At 70.9% G+C, this 16,048-nt stretch carries 12 protein-coding genes; 5 read left to right on the top strand and 7 right to left on the bottom strand.

Annotated elements, in window-relative coordinates:
• Positions 1–73: 73 nt before the first annotated feature.
• From ACIPEQ_RS07315 to ACIPEQ_RS07300, 4 genes are all read right to left on the bottom strand, one after another.
• Entirely contained in the window at positions 74–2,062 is a 1,989-nt protein-coding gene (locus ACIPEQ_RS07315) for an ArnT family glycosyltransferase (protein ID WP_402714673.1), read from the bottom strand.
• The gene (locus ACIPEQ_RS07310) at positions 2,059–3,588 is read right to left on the bottom strand and encodes a glycosyltransferase (RefSeq protein ID WP_402714672.1); all 1,530 of its coding nucleotides are present in this window, start codon (positions 3,586–3,588) and stop codon (positions 2,059–2,061) included. The genes ACIPEQ_RS07315 and ACIPEQ_RS07310 overlap by 4 nt, the downstream gene beginning before the upstream one ends.
• Complete coding sequence (locus ACIPEQ_RS07305; protein ID WP_250366502.1) at positions 3,585–4,115, bottom strand: GtrA family protein; 531 nt, start codon at positions 4,113–4,115, stop codon at positions 3,585–3,587. Before ACIPEQ_RS07305 ends, ACIPEQ_RS07310 begins: the two co-directional genes overlap by 4 nt.
• 286 nt (positions 4,116–4,401) lie before the next feature.
• Complete coding sequence (locus ACIPEQ_RS07300; RefSeq protein WP_250366501.1) at positions 4,402–5,406, bottom strand: aldo/keto reductase family protein; 1,005 nt, start codon at positions 5,404–5,406, stop codon at positions 4,402–4,404.
• Positions 5,407–6,424: 1,018 nt separating this feature from the next.
• On the opposite strand from ACIPEQ_RS07300, the gene ACIPEQ_RS07295 reads away from it, so the two are divergent.
• From ACIPEQ_RS07295 to ACIPEQ_RS07280, 4 genes are all read left to right on the top strand, one after another.
• Complete coding sequence (locus ACIPEQ_RS07295; RefSeq protein WP_402714671.1) at positions 6,425–7,090, top strand: hypothetical protein; 666 nt, start codon at positions 6,425–6,427, stop codon at positions 7,088–7,090.
• 121 nt (positions 7,091–7,211) lie between these two features.
• Entirely contained in the window at positions 7,212–7,772 is a 561-nt protein-coding gene (locus tag ACIPEQ_RS07290; protein WP_126891554.1) for a YceI family protein, read from the top strand.
• Positions 7,773–8,383: 611 nt separating this feature from the next.
• Entirely contained in the window at positions 8,384–8,950 is a 567-nt protein-coding gene (locus tag ACIPEQ_RS07285; RefSeq protein ID WP_126891553.1) for a TIGR03086 family metal-binding protein, read from the top strand.
• A gap of 290 nt (positions 8,951–9,240) precedes the next feature.
• Positions 9,241–10,224: an aldo/keto reductase gene (locus ACIPEQ_RS07280; protein ID WP_402714670.1), complete on the top strand. Its 984-nt coding sequence runs from the start codon at positions 9,241–9,243 to the stop codon at positions 10,222–10,224.
• A 190-nt stretch (positions 10,225–10,414) separates the two neighbouring features.
• Here the strand turns inward: ACIPEQ_RS07280 and ACIPEQ_RS07275 are convergent, their stop codons facing one another.
• Positions 10,415–11,344 carry an oxygenase MpaB family protein gene (locus ACIPEQ_RS07275; RefSeq protein ID WP_402714669.1) on the bottom strand — a complete coding sequence of 310 codons (930 nt, stop codon included), beginning with the start codon at positions 11,342–11,344 and terminating at the stop codon, positions 10,415–10,417.
• 72 nt (positions 11,345–11,416) lie between these two features.
• Between ACIPEQ_RS07275 and ACIPEQ_RS07270 the strand changes: the two genes are divergently transcribed.
• Positions 11,417–13,099 (top strand): long-chain-fatty-acid--CoA ligase, encoded by a 1,683-nt coding sequence (locus ACIPEQ_RS07270; protein WP_402714668.1) that lies wholly within the window; start codon positions 11,417–11,419, stop codon positions 13,097–13,099.
• Here the strand turns inward: ACIPEQ_RS07270 and ACIPEQ_RS07265 are convergent.
• Together ACIPEQ_RS07265 and ACIPEQ_RS07260 are read right to left on the bottom strand one after the other, a co-directional pair.
• The gene (locus ACIPEQ_RS07265) at positions 13,086–14,063 is read right to left on the bottom strand and encodes a DMT family transporter (RefSeq protein ID WP_402714667.1); all 978 of its coding nucleotides are present in this window, start codon (positions 14,061–14,063) and stop codon (positions 13,086–13,088) included. The genes ACIPEQ_RS07270 and ACIPEQ_RS07265 overlap by 14 nt on opposite strands.
• Positions 14,060–16,045 carry an amino acid permease gene (locus tag ACIPEQ_RS07260; RefSeq protein ID WP_126891922.1) on the bottom strand — a complete coding sequence of 662 codons (1,986 nt, stop codon included), beginning with the start codon at positions 16,043–16,045 and terminating at the stop codon, positions 14,060–14,062. Before ACIPEQ_RS07260 ends, ACIPEQ_RS07265 begins: the two co-directional genes overlap by 4 nt.
• Positions 16,046–16,048 lie beyond the last annotated feature (3 nt).

Genomic DNA, 16,048 nt, shown 5'->3' with positions numbered 1-16,048 from the left:
GCGAGCGGGCGGATCCTGCGGCGGACGACCACCGCCGCTGCCGGAACCGCCCGTTCGCGGAGGCGGCGACGGGTCAGGACGCGCTGGTCGGCGTCGTCGTGGGATCGGCCGGGGCGTAGGTCACGACGACGCGATCGCCGTCGCGCTGGACATCGGTCGGGCGGATCCCGTCGCTCATGGCGTCGAAGGTGGCGACCGCACGAGCAGCTTCCGCCCGATCGGTGGTCTGCACGACGAGACGGCGGAAGGGCTGCCCGTCCTCTCCCGTGAGCGGGCGGAATCGGTCGACCGAAACGGACTGGTCGGCGAGCACCTGTCCGAGGGCGAGCATCGCGCGTGAATCGACCTGACCGGCGCGGAACTGCGACTTCGTTCCCGCGTCGGCCTGGAGCGCCGGGTTCTGCGCGAGCTCGGTGCCCATCGTCTTCCGCCCGTTCGTGGCGGTGCTGATGGCCTCGTTCGCGGCAGTCTCGCCCTCGGCGTGGATGCGACGGACGTCGACCTGCTGGTCACCGGTGCCGAACGTCGCCACGCTGGTCGAGTTCCGGATGGCCTGCGTCACGTCCTGCGAGGAGTTCCCGCCGGTGCGCATCGAGTCCGTCGTGACGACGTAGTCCGAGTCCTTCCACCCGTTCGGCGACTGGCGCTGGACGGCGGCGTCGGTGTCGAGCTTGTAGTACCAGATGACGTTGTTGCGGGCGAAGCCGTCGCGGACGAGGTCGACCCACATGGCGTCGTCCACGAGCAGGCGCGAGGACTTCGGGACGTTGTCGCCGACCCACTGCTCGGCCTGCTGCATCGGCAGGTCGAGGTTCGCCGACGTGAACCCGCGCAGCTGCGTGCCCCAGAGCGGCACCGCCACGACGACGGCCGCTGCGGTGACGACGGCCCAGGTGGCGCCGAGACCACGTCGAGCGACTCCGTGCACACGGGTCCGCGCGTTGGACCGGATCCGTCCGGCGAGCGCGAGGACCGCCCGCTCGGCGGTGTACGCGACGAGCAGCGCCGCGAAGGGCACGAGCACGATGACGTACGGCACGGGCAGGTACCCGTTCGGGCGGAACATCATCGCGAGCAGGAAGACGAGCATCGCCGCGATCGGGCGGACCCGGCGCAGGAAGAGCCCGACCACCGCGGCGATCGATCCGAGCACGATGAAGACGGGGTCGAGCGCCCACCACTGCGCCGCGGCCTGGTTCGCCAGGCTGCCGGCGTCGAAGATCGAGCCCGACGCGGTCCGCGAGCCGAGCTGGTAGGTGATTCCCTCGAGGAGACTCACCCGCCCGGCGCCCGGCAGGAGCTCACCCTTGACCGCGGCGAGCAGCAGGTAGCCGCCGCCGATGACGACCAGGACGGCCCCGGCGACGCTGAGCGTGTACCGACGGGTGCTCCTGTCGGCCCGGCGGACCGCGATCCAGATCAGGAACGGCAGCGCGAGCAGGTACGTCTCCTTGGAGAGCACCGCGATGCCGAGGCAGGCAGCGGCACCGGCGAACCCGGCGAGCTGCTGCCGTCGACTGAGCACGAGGACGAACGCAGCCAGGAGCCACGGTGTCGCGACGTTGTCGATGTAGACCGTGCGGTGGTACTGCAGGGCCAGCGGCGAGAGGGCGAAGACGAGCCCCGCGACCGCGGCCGTGACGCGACCTGCGCCCAGTCGGCGAGCGAGGACGAAGAGCAGGACGCTGGAGACGGCGGCGAAGAAGACCATCGCCTCGCGGGCGGCCTCGACGGCGAACGGGTAGCGCGTGAACGCCCCGGTCAGCGACGTGTACGCCGCGATCTGGATCCACCCCAGCGGCGGGTGGTCGTACCAGTAGGTGTAGTGCGTGATCTCGCCGAGGTTCGCGATCGCCCAGGCCTGGGCGGTGTACGTGCCCTCGTCGTCGATGCGCTGCGGCGTGCCGGACATGTTCCAGAGCTGCACGCCGACGGTGACGGCGAGGACGGGGAGCAGCCAGCCGAGGCTTGCTGCGTGCACTCGGAACCAGCCGCGCACGCCGGAGAGCGAGCCGGCGCCCCGGACGGGGATCCCGGTGGTGTGGGTGAGGCTGGCGGTCATCGGGCACCCCCGGTGGTCGAGCCGGCGAGCTCACGCTCGGACGACGAAGAGGACGAGGACGAGGACGAGGACGAGGACGAGGACGAGCCGGTCAGCTCGGACGCGAAGCCGACGACCTCGGACTGCCCGCCGCCGGTGCGGTGCTGCCCGGTGTGCTCGGTCTTCTCCCACCCGTTCTGCCCCTTCGCGTGGCGGACGACGGCGCGGACGGCCGCGGCGGCGAGAAACACCTGGTACGGCACGAGGCCGAGGACGAGCTTCACGTAGTCGCGGATGCGGACCTTCTCCTTGTAGATGCGGCCGAACTCGTTGAGTCCGACGACCTCGACGGCGAGCAGCATGAGCGTCGGCGCCACGGGGATGAACGAGACGAGGGCGATCGCGGTCGGCACCTTGACGAACAGGATCATCAGGACGCTGAGCGGGATGAGCAGACCGGTCGCCGCCTGGATGAACGGCATGGTGAGCATGTAGCGGGCGAAGAAGCGCTGGCGGAAGGACGGCAGCTTCTTCCACTCCCCCTTGCCGAGGACCTGCAGGAAGCCCTGGTTCCACCGGGTCCGCTGCTTGAGCAGGGACGCGAAGGTGGGCGGCGTCTCCTCGCGTGTGACCGCCTCGGGGCTGTAGGCGACGACGACCTTCGCCCCGTCGGCGGAGAGCCGGACGCCGAGTTCGCAGTCCTCGGCCAGGCAGTGCGCGTCCCATCCGTCCGACCACTCGAGCCGCTCGCGGGTCACGAAGACGGTGTTGCCGCCGAGCGGGATGAACTTGGAGCCGGCGTGGAAGTGCAGGCGCGAGCGGAACCAGAAGTAGTACTCGAGCACGTTTCGGAGCGACCACCAGCTCGACCGGAAGTTCATGAGCTGCACGCCGCCCTGCACGACGTCGGCGCCGGTCTCCTGGAAGCGCGAGTCGACGAGCGACAGGAGCTTCGGGTAGACCTCGTCCTCGGCGTCGAACACCCCGACGACGTCGCCGGTGGCGTACCGCAGCGCGAGGTTCATCGCCTTCGGCTTGTTCTTCGGCGCGGTGTCGTCGACGACGACCTTGATCAGCTCCGGATGCCGGGCGGCGGCGGCACGGACGACCGCGTCGGTCTCCGGGTCGTCCTCGCCGACGATCGCGATGATCTCGAAGTCAGGGTGGTCCTGCTTGGCGAGCATGTCGAGCGTCTCGCCCATCACGTCCTGCTCGTGCCGACCGGGCACCAGCAGGGTGAAGCGGTGCGCCGCCGGCAGCGGGGTCTGGCTGAAGCTCGTCGACTTCAGCGCATCCCGCGACCGCCAGGCGTGCAGCATCCACCACAGCGTGGTGAGCGCGATCACCGTGAGCAGCACGGAGACCGCGATGAGCGCGGAGTACCCGATCCACTCGCCCAGCGACCAGGCGACCTGCGGGGCCTGCCCCGAGCCTCCCGTCGGGACGTCGGTGGTCCCGCGGTTCGGGACGTTCCCTGCCGGGCCGGTCCCCTCGTTCGGCTGCAGCAGCGGCCCGGCGGCCGTCAGCAGCGTGGCGGTGATGGTCATGCGGAGTGCTCCTTCGCGTGAGCGTCGGTGGAACGGAAGACGAGGGCCTTGTACGCCACGAACCGGAAGACGGTGCCGAGGACGAGACCCACCCCGTTGCCGGCGACGTTGTCGGCGAGGGTCGAGGTGAAGCCGAGGACGTAGTGCGAGACGAACAGGCAGGCTGCGGCGATGCCGAGGCCGATGACGTTCGTGACGGCGAAGAGGAGCCCTTCGCGGAGGGTCTCCTTCCGGCCGACCTGCCGCTGCGAGCGGAACGTGACGGAGCGGTTCGCGAGCCACGCGACCACGGTGGCGACGACCGCGGAGACGATCTTCGCGGCGATGGGCCCGTCGGGCAGGACGGTCGCGCGCAGCAGGTTGTAGACACCGAGGTCGATGACGAAGCAGACCGCTCCGATGGCGCCGAAGGACGCGAGTTGTGTCGCCGTCGCGCGGAGGCGCTGGACGCGGGCGGGCCGAGCGACGGTGGCCGTGGGGCTGCCGGTTGCCGCTGGGTGGGCGGCCACGGCGGAGGGAGTCGGCACCGGCCCGGTGCTCGGTGGCACCAGAACGGGGGTGACGGTTCGGGTCATGCCCCCTCTTCGGGGGCACGTTCACGAGTGGTTTGGTCGGGGTACAACACCTGCCAGGGCCCTGCCAGTTCCGCGACACCTGCTGTTCATCAGTGAACATCTGTCAGCGTTTGTGCTGATCAGCGCCGGGTAGGCAATCCGTCCGGACGGTTGCGTTCGTCGTGAGGTGCTGCACGACGGACGGGAGGCACGGTGCCAGCTGGCCCCGTGCCTCCCGTCCGTCGGTCGGTCGCGTGCGTTACGCGGGTCGCTTCTCCGGGCTGGCCGTCTTGCTGGCGTCGCGCTCCGGGATGTCGCCGAGGGCGTCGTCGATCGCGGCGAGCGCGTCGGCGTCGAGGGTGACGCCCGCTGCCTTGACGTTGTCCGTGACCTGCTCGGGGCGGGACGCACCGACGATCGCCGAGGCGACGTTCGGGTTCTGCAGCGTCCACGCGATCGCGAGCTGGGCGAGCGTGAGGCCGGCCTGGTCGGCGACGGGCTGCAGACGCTGCACGGCCTCGAGGACCTCGTCGCGCATGAACCGCTTGATCATGTCCGCGCCACCCTTCTCGTCCGTGGCGCGGGAGCCCTCGGGAGCCGGCTGGCCCGGCTTGTACTTGCCCGTCAGCACGCCCTGGGCGATCGGCGACCAGACGATCTGGCTGAGGCCGAGCTGCTTGGAGGCGGGCACGACCTCGCCCTCGATGACGCGCCACAGCATCGAGTACTGGGGCTGGTTCGAGATGAGCTGGAAGCCGAGCTCCTTGGCCAGGGCGGCACCGGCGCGGATCTGCTCCGCGTTCCACTCGCTGACGCCGATGTACAGCGCCTTGCCCTGTCGGACGACGTCGGCGAAGGCCTGCATCGTCTCCTCGAGCGGGGTCTCGTGGTCGTACCGGTGCGCCTGGTAGAGGTCGACGTAGTCGGTCTGGAGGCGCTCGAGCGAACCGTCGATCGACTCCATGATGTGCTTGCGGGAGAGGCCGACGTCGTTGTGCCCCTTCGGCCCGGTCGGCCAGTAGACCTTCGTGAAGATCTCGAGCGACTGGCGACGCTCGGCCTTGAGCGCCTCGCCGAGGACCGTCTCCGCCGCGGTGTTGGCGTACGTGTCGGCGGTGTCGAACGTGGTGATGCCGGCATCGAGCGCTGCCCGCACGCACTGGGTGGCGACGTCGTTCTCGACCTGCGAGCCGTGCGTCAGCCAGTTGCCGTAGGTGATCTCGGAGATCTTGAGTCCGGAGTTGCCCAGGTACCTGAATTCCATGCTCTCGACGCTAGTGGAGTGAGCGCTCTCGTGAGGGGGTGTGGGAGTACCTGTGGACAGGTGTGGGGTGACACGGGGATGGGGAGGGGTGTGCGCGGGACGTGCGGGAGAGAGGCGCGAGCGTTGCCTTGTGGGGCGCCGGCGAAGCCTCGCTCACCGCCAGCGCGAGCGCGAGCGTGAGCGTGAGCGCGAGCGCGAGCGCGAGCGTGAGCGTGAGCGCGAGCGCGAGCGCGAGCGCGAGCGGGCGGATCTCGCAGGACGCGCGTCCTGGCCGTCGCCGCTTCCGCCCGACCGTCCCGAGCCGCACCAAGCCGCACCGCCATCATGAGCGGACGTCAGCGCGTTCCCGCTCGGTCAGCGTGAGCGTGAGCGGGTGGAATGGTCGCCGCGCGCCTCCCGACCCTTCCGATTCGGCCCGCTCACCCGAACGGGCGGAATCCTCGCCGCGCGCCTCCCGACCCATCCGTTTCCGCCCGCTCACCCGAACGGGCGGAATCCTCGCCGCGCGCCTCCCGACCCCTCCGTTTCGGCCCGCTCACCCGAACGGGCGGAATCCTCGCCGCGCGCCTCCCGACCCATCCGTTTCCGCCCGCTCGCGGCCACGCTCGACGCACCTTCGCTGCCGGGCCCCGGCGGAGAGCAGCGGTGAAACTCCTGCACATCGCGCTCGACCGCGCTCTCATCCACAGTCCGACACTGCCCGCCCCGCCGAACCCGAGCGTCCTGCCACGCTCCCTGCATGTCCATCGCCGACCGCTTCCCACCAGCGCTCCGCGGACGCCCGTTCCGCGTCCGGGAGGCCCTGCGCCGCGGCGTCCCGCCGAGCCGCCTCCGCTCGAGACGGCTCTGCCGACCCTTCCACGGCACCCGCTGCTGGACCCCACCGAGCTCCCACGCGGACCGAGCGCGAGCCGTCGCACCTCGACTCCGGCGCGATCAGGCGTTCAGCCACACGACGGCCGCACAGCTCCTCGGCATCCCGCTCCCCCGCCGACTCGAAGCCGACCAGCGAGTCCACGTGACCACGATCGGGAAGGACCAGGCGCTCCGCGTGCGCGGGACCGTCGGGCACCGCACTCGGGCGCATCTCGCGAGGGTGGTCCACTCGGGCACCGCCCCGATCGTGGACCCGGCCACCACCTTCGTCATGCTCGCCGCACTCCTCACGGTCGACGAACTGATCGTCGCCGGCGACGGGCTCGTCGGATGGCTGAACTGGTGCACGGTGGACGAACTCGAGGCCGCGGTCGGTCGGCACCGCGGCGCACGGCACATCCGCAAGGCGCGCGCTGCCCTCGCCGAGGTACGACCGGGCTCACAGAGCCCCGGCGAGACACGCCTCCGGCTCACCCTGCTCCGGCGCGGTCTCCCCGAGCCGAAGCTGAACCACGACGTGGTCGTCGCGGGCGAGTGGATCGCCCGCGTCGACCTCGCCTACCCGGCCGCAAGGGTGGCGATCGAGTACGAGAGCGACCTGCACCGGTCCGATCCCCGGGCCTTCCGCAAGGACCTGACCCGGGGTGAGCACCTGAAGGACGTCGACTGGTGGCTGGTCCGTGCGACCGCGGAGGACGTCGGCGCACTCGCCGACGACTTCGTCCAGCGCATCCGGCGACTGCTCACCACGGGGACGGTCGGGAGGCACGACACGCGTTCTCGACACCCGCTTGCGACGATCTCGTGAATATTGGTTGACGCTTCAACCAAACAGGTGCAGAATGGGCTACAGTTCGATTCGATGCAGGCGCATGAACATGCTTCGCCTGGTCGGGAACCGCAGACCAACGCTCTCGTAAGGAGTCACCATGACGCTCACCGCCTCCGCCATCCCGGGCTACCAGACCGGCACCTGGAAGATCGACCCGACCCACTCCGAGGTCACCTTCTCGGTCCGCCACCTCGCGATCAGCAAGGTCAAGGGCTCGTTCGAGCGCTTCGACGCGACGCTCGTCACCGCCGAGAACCCGCTCGACACGACCCTCGAGGCCTCGATCGACGTCGCGAGCATCAACACGAACCAGGCGCAGCGCGACCAGCACCTCGCCACCGGTGACTTCTTCCTCACGGAGGAGCACCCGCAGATGGTCTTCAAGTCGACCGGCATCCGCGAGGACGGCGACGACATGCTCATCGACGGCACGCTGACCCTGCGTGGCGTCACCAAGGACGTCACCCTGAAGACCGAGTTCGGTGGCGTGACCACCGACGGCTACGGCCAGGTCAAGCTGGGCGCCGAGGCGACCACGAAGATCGACCGCACCGAGTTCGGTGTGAACTGGAACGCGGCGCTCGAGGCCGGCGGCTTCACGCTCGGCAACGACGTCACCATCAACCTCGACGTGCAGTTCGTCCTCCAGGCGGCCTGACCTCCGAGTCATCGAACCACTGCCGATGCCCCGCAGCGCGCGGGGTCGACGGCCGCGGACACCGAACGAAGTTCCTGCAGTACCCGGCGAACGGCCCGGCTCCTCCCCCACGGAGCCGGGCCGTTCCGCGTCCGCACGTGCCCCCTCCAGCTGCACCGCCGCGTCCTGCGCTGATCGAGCAGGAGGCCACTTCCCCATACGCGACCGCGAACGGGCGGTTCCCGCGGCTCGATCACCGGTCCCGAGCCGATTCCACCCACCCGACCACGAACGGGCGGTTCCCGCGGCTCGATCACCGGTCCCGAGCCGATTCCACCCACCCGACCACGAACGGGCGGTTCCCGCAGCTCGACCGCTCGTCCCGAGCCGATTCCACCCACCCGACCACGAACGGGCCATCTTAAAGCCTCATCCCCCGGCGCTCGTGCCGATCCAGCCCACTCGGGACGGCTCTTGCACGTTCCTCTGTCCGACCAAGACGCAGCGCTGCGCCACACGAGCGCCGACGACTCCCGGGCGGGCGTAACTTGTCCCCTGTCCCGGCACGGGAATCGCCCGATCGCCGATCCCGTTGCACCCCGCACCCGTCCCGACCGAAGAGGAGCACCACCATGGCCACCGACTGGATCGCGTTGCAGTCCCTCGCGGCAGCCGAGTTCGGCCGCCGCGTTGCCGCCGTGACCGACTGGGAAGCGTCCACACCGGACTCGGAATGGACGACACGCGACCTGGTGACCCACGTCATCGACGAGCAGCGCTGGATCCCGAAGCTCCTGACGGGTTGCGACTACGCCCAAGCAGAGGCGGACCTCGAGCCGATCGGCCAGGATCTCGCGAGCGAGTGGACGAAGTTCGCTTCGGCAGCATCGGGCGCCTGGCAGAACGCGCCCGCTGACACTCCGGTCCACCTCAGCACCGACGTCGTCCGAGCAGACGAGTACCTCACCGAGCAGACCAGCGACATCACCATCCACACGTGGGATCTCGCCCGGGCCACAGGGACCGACGAGTCACTGCCCGACGAACTCGTCCGGGCCGTCTGGGAGTACTTCGAGCCCCAGATCCACGACCTCGCCGCGACCGGGCTCTACGCCGCACCGGTCCAGGTCGACGACGACGCTCCGTTGCAGGTCCGCCTGCTCGCGGTCACAGGTCGTGATGCCAGGGTGAACGCCTGACGCTCGATCCAGCCCAGCGCGAGTGGGCGGAATCGCCGATCGAGCGCAGACGTCTCGGAAGCTTCCGCCCGCTGGGCGCCCACGCGAGCACTGGACAGGGCGGCGCGCCTCCGACGGGCGGAATCGACCACGGACACCACACCGCACGACAGGAACCACCCGCCCGACACCCGGCGGGCGGAAACGACGAAGGAGTCATCACGGACGCAACAGACAACGCCCGCTCGACCAGCGCGGACGCGACAGACAACGCCCGCACGAGCGCCACCCCGACCCCGGCCTCGGCCTCGGTGGGCACCACGCGTCTCGGGCGCACGGGCCTCGAGATCAGCCGCATCGTCCTCGGGATGATGTCCTACGGCAAGCCGGACCAGGGCGCCCACCCGTGGAGCGTCGACATCGATGCCGCTCGCCCCTTCATCCGCCGCGCCTACGAGGCCGGCATCACCTCGTTCGACACCGCCAACGTCTACTCCGCCGGCTCGAGCGAGGAGATCACCGGGCAGCTCCTCAAGGAGATCGCCCCGCGCGAGCAGGTCCAGGTCTTCACCAAGGTCTTCAACCGCATGCGCCCGGGCCCCAACGGCGCCGGACTCTCCCGCGCCGCGATCATGCACGAGATCGACGCGTCGCTGACCCGGCTCGGCACCGACCACGTCGACCTCTACCAGATCCACCGTTTCGACCCGCACACGCCGATCGAGGAGACGATGGAGGCCCTGCACGACGTCGTCAAGGCCGGCAAGGCGCGGTACATCGGCGCGAGCAGCATGTGGGCGTGGCAGTTCGCGCAGATGCAGCACACCGCCGAGCTGCACGGGTGGACGAGGTTCGTCAGCATGCAGGACCAGTACAACCTCCTCGAACGCGAGGAGGAGCGCGAGATGCACCCGTTCGCGCAGGCGACGGGCGTCGGCGTCATCCCGTGGAGCCCGCTGGCGCGCGGCAAGGTCACCCGCCCGTGGGACGCGCAGGGTTCGGGCAGCCGCTCGGACACCGACGAGTTCGGCAAGACGCTCTACCGCCAGGACGAGGACGCCAACCGAGCCATCGTCGACGCGGTGCAGCAGGTCGCCCACGCCCGCGGCGCGAGCATGGCCCAGGTCGCGCTGGCGTGGGTGGCCGGCAAGCCCGCGGTCACCGCGCCGATCATCGGCGCGACGAAGGAGCACCACATCGACGACGCGGTCGCCGCGGCTGCTATGGAGCTCACGGACGACGAGGTGTCGCGACTCGAGGCCGCCTACACCCCCCGCGTGCCGTCCGGTTTCTGACGGGACCCGATGACGGACGGGAGGCGCGGTGCCGGCTGGCACCGCGCCTCCCGTCCGTCGGGGCGCGCGTCCCGATCGACGGCCGGCCCCCGGAGACGGACCGACGACCGGATCCCCGGAGACGGACCGACGGCCGGACCCCCGGAGACGGACCGACGACCGGATCCCCGGAGACGAACGGGCCCGCCGGTCAGGCGGTGGCGTCCTGCCGCGCCTCCTGCTCCAACCGCGCGATCCGCACGAGCGCCGCACGCTCCGTGCCCGGGGTCGTGCCGAGCACCGCACCGATCCCGTCGAGCACGACACCCGCGACCTGTCGGACCGGCAGCTGCACCGGCCCGACACCGGGCGTCCGCAGCGCGAGCATCGACCGGTGCCGCGGGTCGAGCGATGCGACCGCCCCGTCGAAGAGCGCCCGGTAGCCCGGGCGGAGCAGCCTGGCGAGCGGCGGGTCCTTGATGAACCGGACCACGTCGTGCGTGCGGGCGTCGGCCTTGAGCTCCCCTCGGTCGAGGTAGCCGTTCATCTGCGCACGGAGTTCGGCGTCCGACTCCGGAGCATCCTCGACACCCATGAGACGTCCCGCGATCGCCCACTCCCGCACGTAGGCGTCGGCGCCGCCCGGGATGGGCTTGCCCCAGACCTGTGCGCTCCGCAGGAACGCGTCGGTGAACGCGAGGTGCACCCACCGTGCCAGGTCCGGGTCGTTCGCGGCGTACGGCTTCGTCACGCCGTGGCCGTCGACGTACTCGCCGACCACCCGCTCGTGCAGCTTCCGCACCCACTGGCTGGCGTGCGTGGCCTGCTGCGTGTCGCCGTGCGACACCGTGTAGATCCACCGGATCGTGCCCGCGAGGCGGCCGAACGGGTCCTCGCGGTAGCGCGAGTGGTCGGCGACGCCGGCGAGTGCCCCGGGGTGGAGCGCCTGCACGAGCAGCGCGCGGACGCCGGCGAGCACGGTGTGGTTGCCGCCGTGCACGGCCCAGGTCGCGGAGCCCGGGCCGAAGAAGCCCGCGTCGGAGCCCTGTTCGAGGTCGTCGATCCAGGCCGGACGCTCGGTCGCGCCGTTGGTGAAGGTGTCGTTGAGGCGGGAGCGGAACGCGTCGGACACGGAAGCCATGCCCCCATGGTCCGACGTGCCCCTGACAGTGGGCCCTGACAACGAGCACGGCTCCGCCGGTAGGTTGGCCGGGTGAGCATCGACACGCCTCGTCCCTGGCTTGCCTCGTACGCCCCGGGGGTCCCGCACGACATCGACGAGCCCACGGGCTCGCTCTCCGACATCGTGGAGCAGTCGGCAGACCGCTTCCCGGGGAAGGTGGCGCTCGAGTTCTTCGGCAGGACGACGACCTACGCCGACCTGCAGGAGCAGATCCTCCGCGCTGCGAACGGCCTGCGGAAGCTCGGCGTCGGCGCCGGGGACCGCGTGGCGATCGTGCTGCCGAACTGCCCGCAGCACGTGGTCGCCTTCTACGCGGTGCTCCGGCTCGGGGCGATCGTCGTCGAGCACAACCCGCTGTACACGGCGCGCGAGCTCCGCCACCAGTTCGAGGACCACGGCGCGAAGGTCGCGATCGCGTGGGACAAGTCCGTCGCCACGCTCCAGGACTTCCCCGCGGACGTGCGCCTGGACGCGATCGTCTCCGTCGACCTGACACGCGCGATGCCCCGTGCGACCCGTCTCGCCCTGGCACTGCCGGTGGCGAAGGCCCGGGAGTCCCGCGCGAAGCTGACCACGAGCGTGCGCGGCACGACGAAGTGGGACGACCTCGTCTCCACCCGGAAGCTGTCGAAGCGCCACCCGCGTCCGACGACGACCGACGTCGCGCTGATCCAGTACACGTCGGGCACCACCGGGGTGCCGAAGGGTGCGGTGCTCAGCCACCGGAACCTGCTCGCCAACGCCGCGCAGGCCCGCGCCTGGGTGCCGGCCATCCGGCGGGGCGACAACACGGTCTACGCGGTGCTCCCGATGTTCCACGCCTACGGCCTGACGCTGTGCCTGACCTTCGCGATGAGCATGGCCTCGCGACTCGTGCTCTTCCCGGCGTTCGACCCCGCACTCGTGCTCAAGGCGATGAAGAAGCACCCGCCGACGTTCCTGCCGGCCGTGCCGCCGATCTACACCCGGCTGCAGCACGCGGCGGACTCGGCGAAGGTGTCGCTGCAGGGCATCGAGATCGGCATCTCGGGTGCCATGCCGCTGTCGCAGGACGTCGTCGAGCCCTGGGAGGCCCGCACGGGTGGCTACCTCGTCGAGGGCTACGGCCTGTCCGAGTGCTCCCCCGTCCTCATGGCGAACCCGGTCTCCCCCGAGCGACGCCTCGGTGCGATCGGTCTGCCGCTGTCGTCCACCCAGGCCCGCGTCGTCGACCCGGACGACCAGTCGAAGGTGCTCGGCACGGGCGAGGCCGGCGAGCTCCAGGTCCGGGGACCGCAGGTGTTCCGCGGGTACTGGGGCAAGGCCGAGGCGACCGACGAGGTCTTCACGCCCGACGGCTGGTTCCGCACCGGTGACGTCGTGTCGATCGACCCGGACGGCTTCGTGAGCATCGTCGACCGGCTCAAGGAGCTCATCATCACCGGCGGCTTCAACGTGTCGCCGTCCGAGGTCGAGGACGCCCTGCTCAAGCACCCCAGCGTGCGCGAGGTCGCCGTCGTCGGCATCACGCAGGGCGGCAACGAGCAGGTCGTCGCGGCCGTCGTGCCCAAGGACCCGAAGGCGTTCGACGCCGAGGCGCTCCGTGCGTGGTCGCGCGAGCAGCTCGCGGCCTACAAGGTGCCGCGGCGCATCGTCGTGGTCGAGGACCTGCCGCGCTCGATGATCGGCAAGGTGCTCCGCCGCAAGGTGCGCGACCAGATCACCGCGAAGTAGGCACGCCCGTCCGTCGAGGGAGCGCGAGCACCGCGAGCCCGGCGACGACCAGCCCGACACCCGCCCACCCGGTACCGCCGAGGTGTTCGCCGACCACGAGCACGGCGAGCACCGCGGCGACCACGGGCTCGAACAGCGACAGCAGGGTCGCGACCGAGGCGCTCACCCGCCGCAGCCCGACGGCGTACAGCGAGTGCCCGAGCACCGTCGGCACGAGCGCGAGGTAGACGAACACGGGCCAGTTCGCCCCGACCGACAGGGCGTCGTGCCCGGCGACCAGCGCGAGCACGACGAGCGGGACGGCAGCCAGCCCGAACACGGCCCCGACCACACCGCGTCCGGCTGCTCCGGGCGTGGTGCCGGCCCCGGTGCCCGGCAGCGACGACGCCGGGCGGGCCCCGGACGCCGCGTGCAGGCCCCGCGCGACCGCCCACGAGTAGGTCGCGTAGGTCAGCCCGGCGAGGAGCGCACTGCCCAGCCCGAGCGGCAGCGACCCGCTGCCGGGCTCCTCGGACCGCGCGAGGGTGACGACGACCATGCCGACCACGCTCACCAGCGTGGCGACGACCCAGCGACCGGTCACGCGCCTGGCGTCCGCCACCCACTCGACCAGTCCGGCGAAGAGCGGCGACGACCCGATGGCCACCGTGGTGCCGAGCGCGACCCCCGCGTCGGCGAGCGCCGCGTAGAACGCGACCGCGTACACGACGAGCGAGACCGCACCGAGCAGCACCCACCGCCGGGAACCGGGACCGGCGACGGCACGCACCGCGGAACGACCCGTCGTCGCGGCGAGCACGAGCCCGCCGAGGCCGAACGTCACCGCACCGAACACGACCGCCGGCACGCCGGGCGCGAAGTGGGTCGCGGTCCCCGTCGTCCCCCAGACGGCGGCGGCGACGAGGACCGCCACCGGGCCGGCCACCGGACGGGAGGCTCGCCCCACCGCCGTCGGGTGGGTCACGACACGTGGACGGTCGGCCGCCGGTGCACGTCCGGCTCCGCCTCGCGCAGCACCTCGCGCGTCACCGGGGCGACGTCACCGACCCCGGTGAAGACGAACCGCAGGGCGTTCTGGATCGGGCTGCCCTCGTTCCACTCGAAGTAGATGCTCGGCACGACGCCCGCGATGTCCCGCACGGCGAGCAGCGTCGACGCGATGGTGTTCGGCACGTTGCCCGACCGGACGCGCAGCACCCGGTGCCCCTGCACCACGTGCCCCTCGACGACCAGGTCCTCCTCGAAGTCGGACGAGTCGGCGGGCAGCACCTCGAGGAACATCGTCGGCACGCGTGCCGGGATCCCGGAGTCGCGGCGTTCCTCGCGCCCCTTCGACCGGTACGCCTCGGCGGTCCCGGCGCCCGGCTCGTTGGCGATGATGCAGATCGAGCTGAACTGGTCGGCGTCGGCCTCGATGAACTGCCGGGCGGTCGCGTCCAGCTCGATCGACGACGCCCGGAGTTCGAACGAGCGCCGCACGCGCGACACCAGCGACACGACGACGATGGCGATGATGAACACCGCGGCGATGCGGACGCCGTCCGGACGTTCGATGACGTTCGCGACCGTCGTGTAGACGAACACGACCGCGATGATCCCGAACCCGATCGTGCGCTTCTTCTGCTGCTTCCGTCGCGCCGACAGCGTCACCGCGACCGCCGCACTCGTGATGAGCACGAGGACACCCGTGGCGTACGCGCCGCCCTGCGCGTCGACGTTCGCCTCGAAGATGATCGTGATGGCGAACGCGATGAGCGTGAAGATGATCACGAGCGGACGCGTCGCCCGTGCCCACTGCGGCGCCATGCCGTAGCGGGGCAGGAAGCGCGGCACGAGGTTGAGCAGACCGGCCATCGCGCTCGCACCCGCGAACCACAGGATCGCCACGGTCGAGACGTCGTACACGGACCCGAAGACGTTGCCGAGGTACTCGTGCGCCAGGAACGCCAGCGCGCGGCCGTTCGCCCCGCCGCCCGGCTGGAACTCCTGCTGCGGGATGAGGAAGGTCGTGGCGATCGAGGACGTGATGAGGAACGTGCTCATGATGATCGCGGCGGTCGTCAGCAGGCGCTTCGTGCCGCGGATCCGCCCCTCCGGACGGCCGTTCGGGTCGTCGCCGGCGTCACCCCGCACCTGCGGCATCACCGCGACGCCCGTCTCGAACCCGGACAGTCCGAGCGCGAGCTTCGGGAACACGACCAGCGCGATCCCGATCATGACGAGCGGGTTGCTGTGCTGTGCCGTGAGGTTCGACCACCAGTCGCTCGCGACGACCGGGCGCTCGAACACGTGCCACAGCGCCACCACGACGACGACCGCGTTGAGCAGGAGGAACACCGCGACGAGCCCGACCGCGATGCCGATCGCCTCCTTGAAGCCGCGGAGGAACACGATGCCGAGCAGGAGCAGCAGCACGAGCGTGATCGGCACCGGGATCTCGGTGAACCAGTGCGGCGTGAACGGGTTCTCGGCGATGTGCGCGGTGGCGTCGGCCGCCGAGAGCGTCATCGTGATCATGAAGTCGGTCACGGCGAACCCGAGCAGCACGAGCACGAAGAGCTTGCCGGCCCACCAGGGCAGCAGCTTCTCGAGCATCATGATCGAGCCCGCGCCCCTGAAGCTGTCCGACGCCACCCGCCGGTACACGGGCAGGGCGCCGAACAGGGTCACGAGCACGAGCACGATCGTCGCGATCGGCGACAGCAACCCCGCGGCGAGCGCCGCGATGGCGGGCTGGTAGCCGAGCGTCGAGAAGTAGTCGACACCGGTCAGGCACATCACCCGCCACCACGAGTGGGTCTTCTCGACCTCGACCTGGTGGGGGCCCTGGTGCGAGGCGCCCTGGTCGGCTCCGTGCAGCATCCAGCGGCGCAGTCGCACGCTGCGGTCGGAGGGTCGCCCGGTGGCGCCGCCCTGGGCGGCACGCTCGGCTTCGGTCGCGGTCACGAG

It is taken from the genome of Curtobacterium sp. NPDC087080, from assembly GCF_044745105.1.
Taxonomy (GTDB): Bacteria; Actinomycetota; Actinomycetes; order Actinomycetales; family Microbacteriaceae; genus Curtobacterium.
Note: the sequence above shows the minus strand (reverse complement) of the source record. Positions and strands in the feature narration are given on the sequence as shown.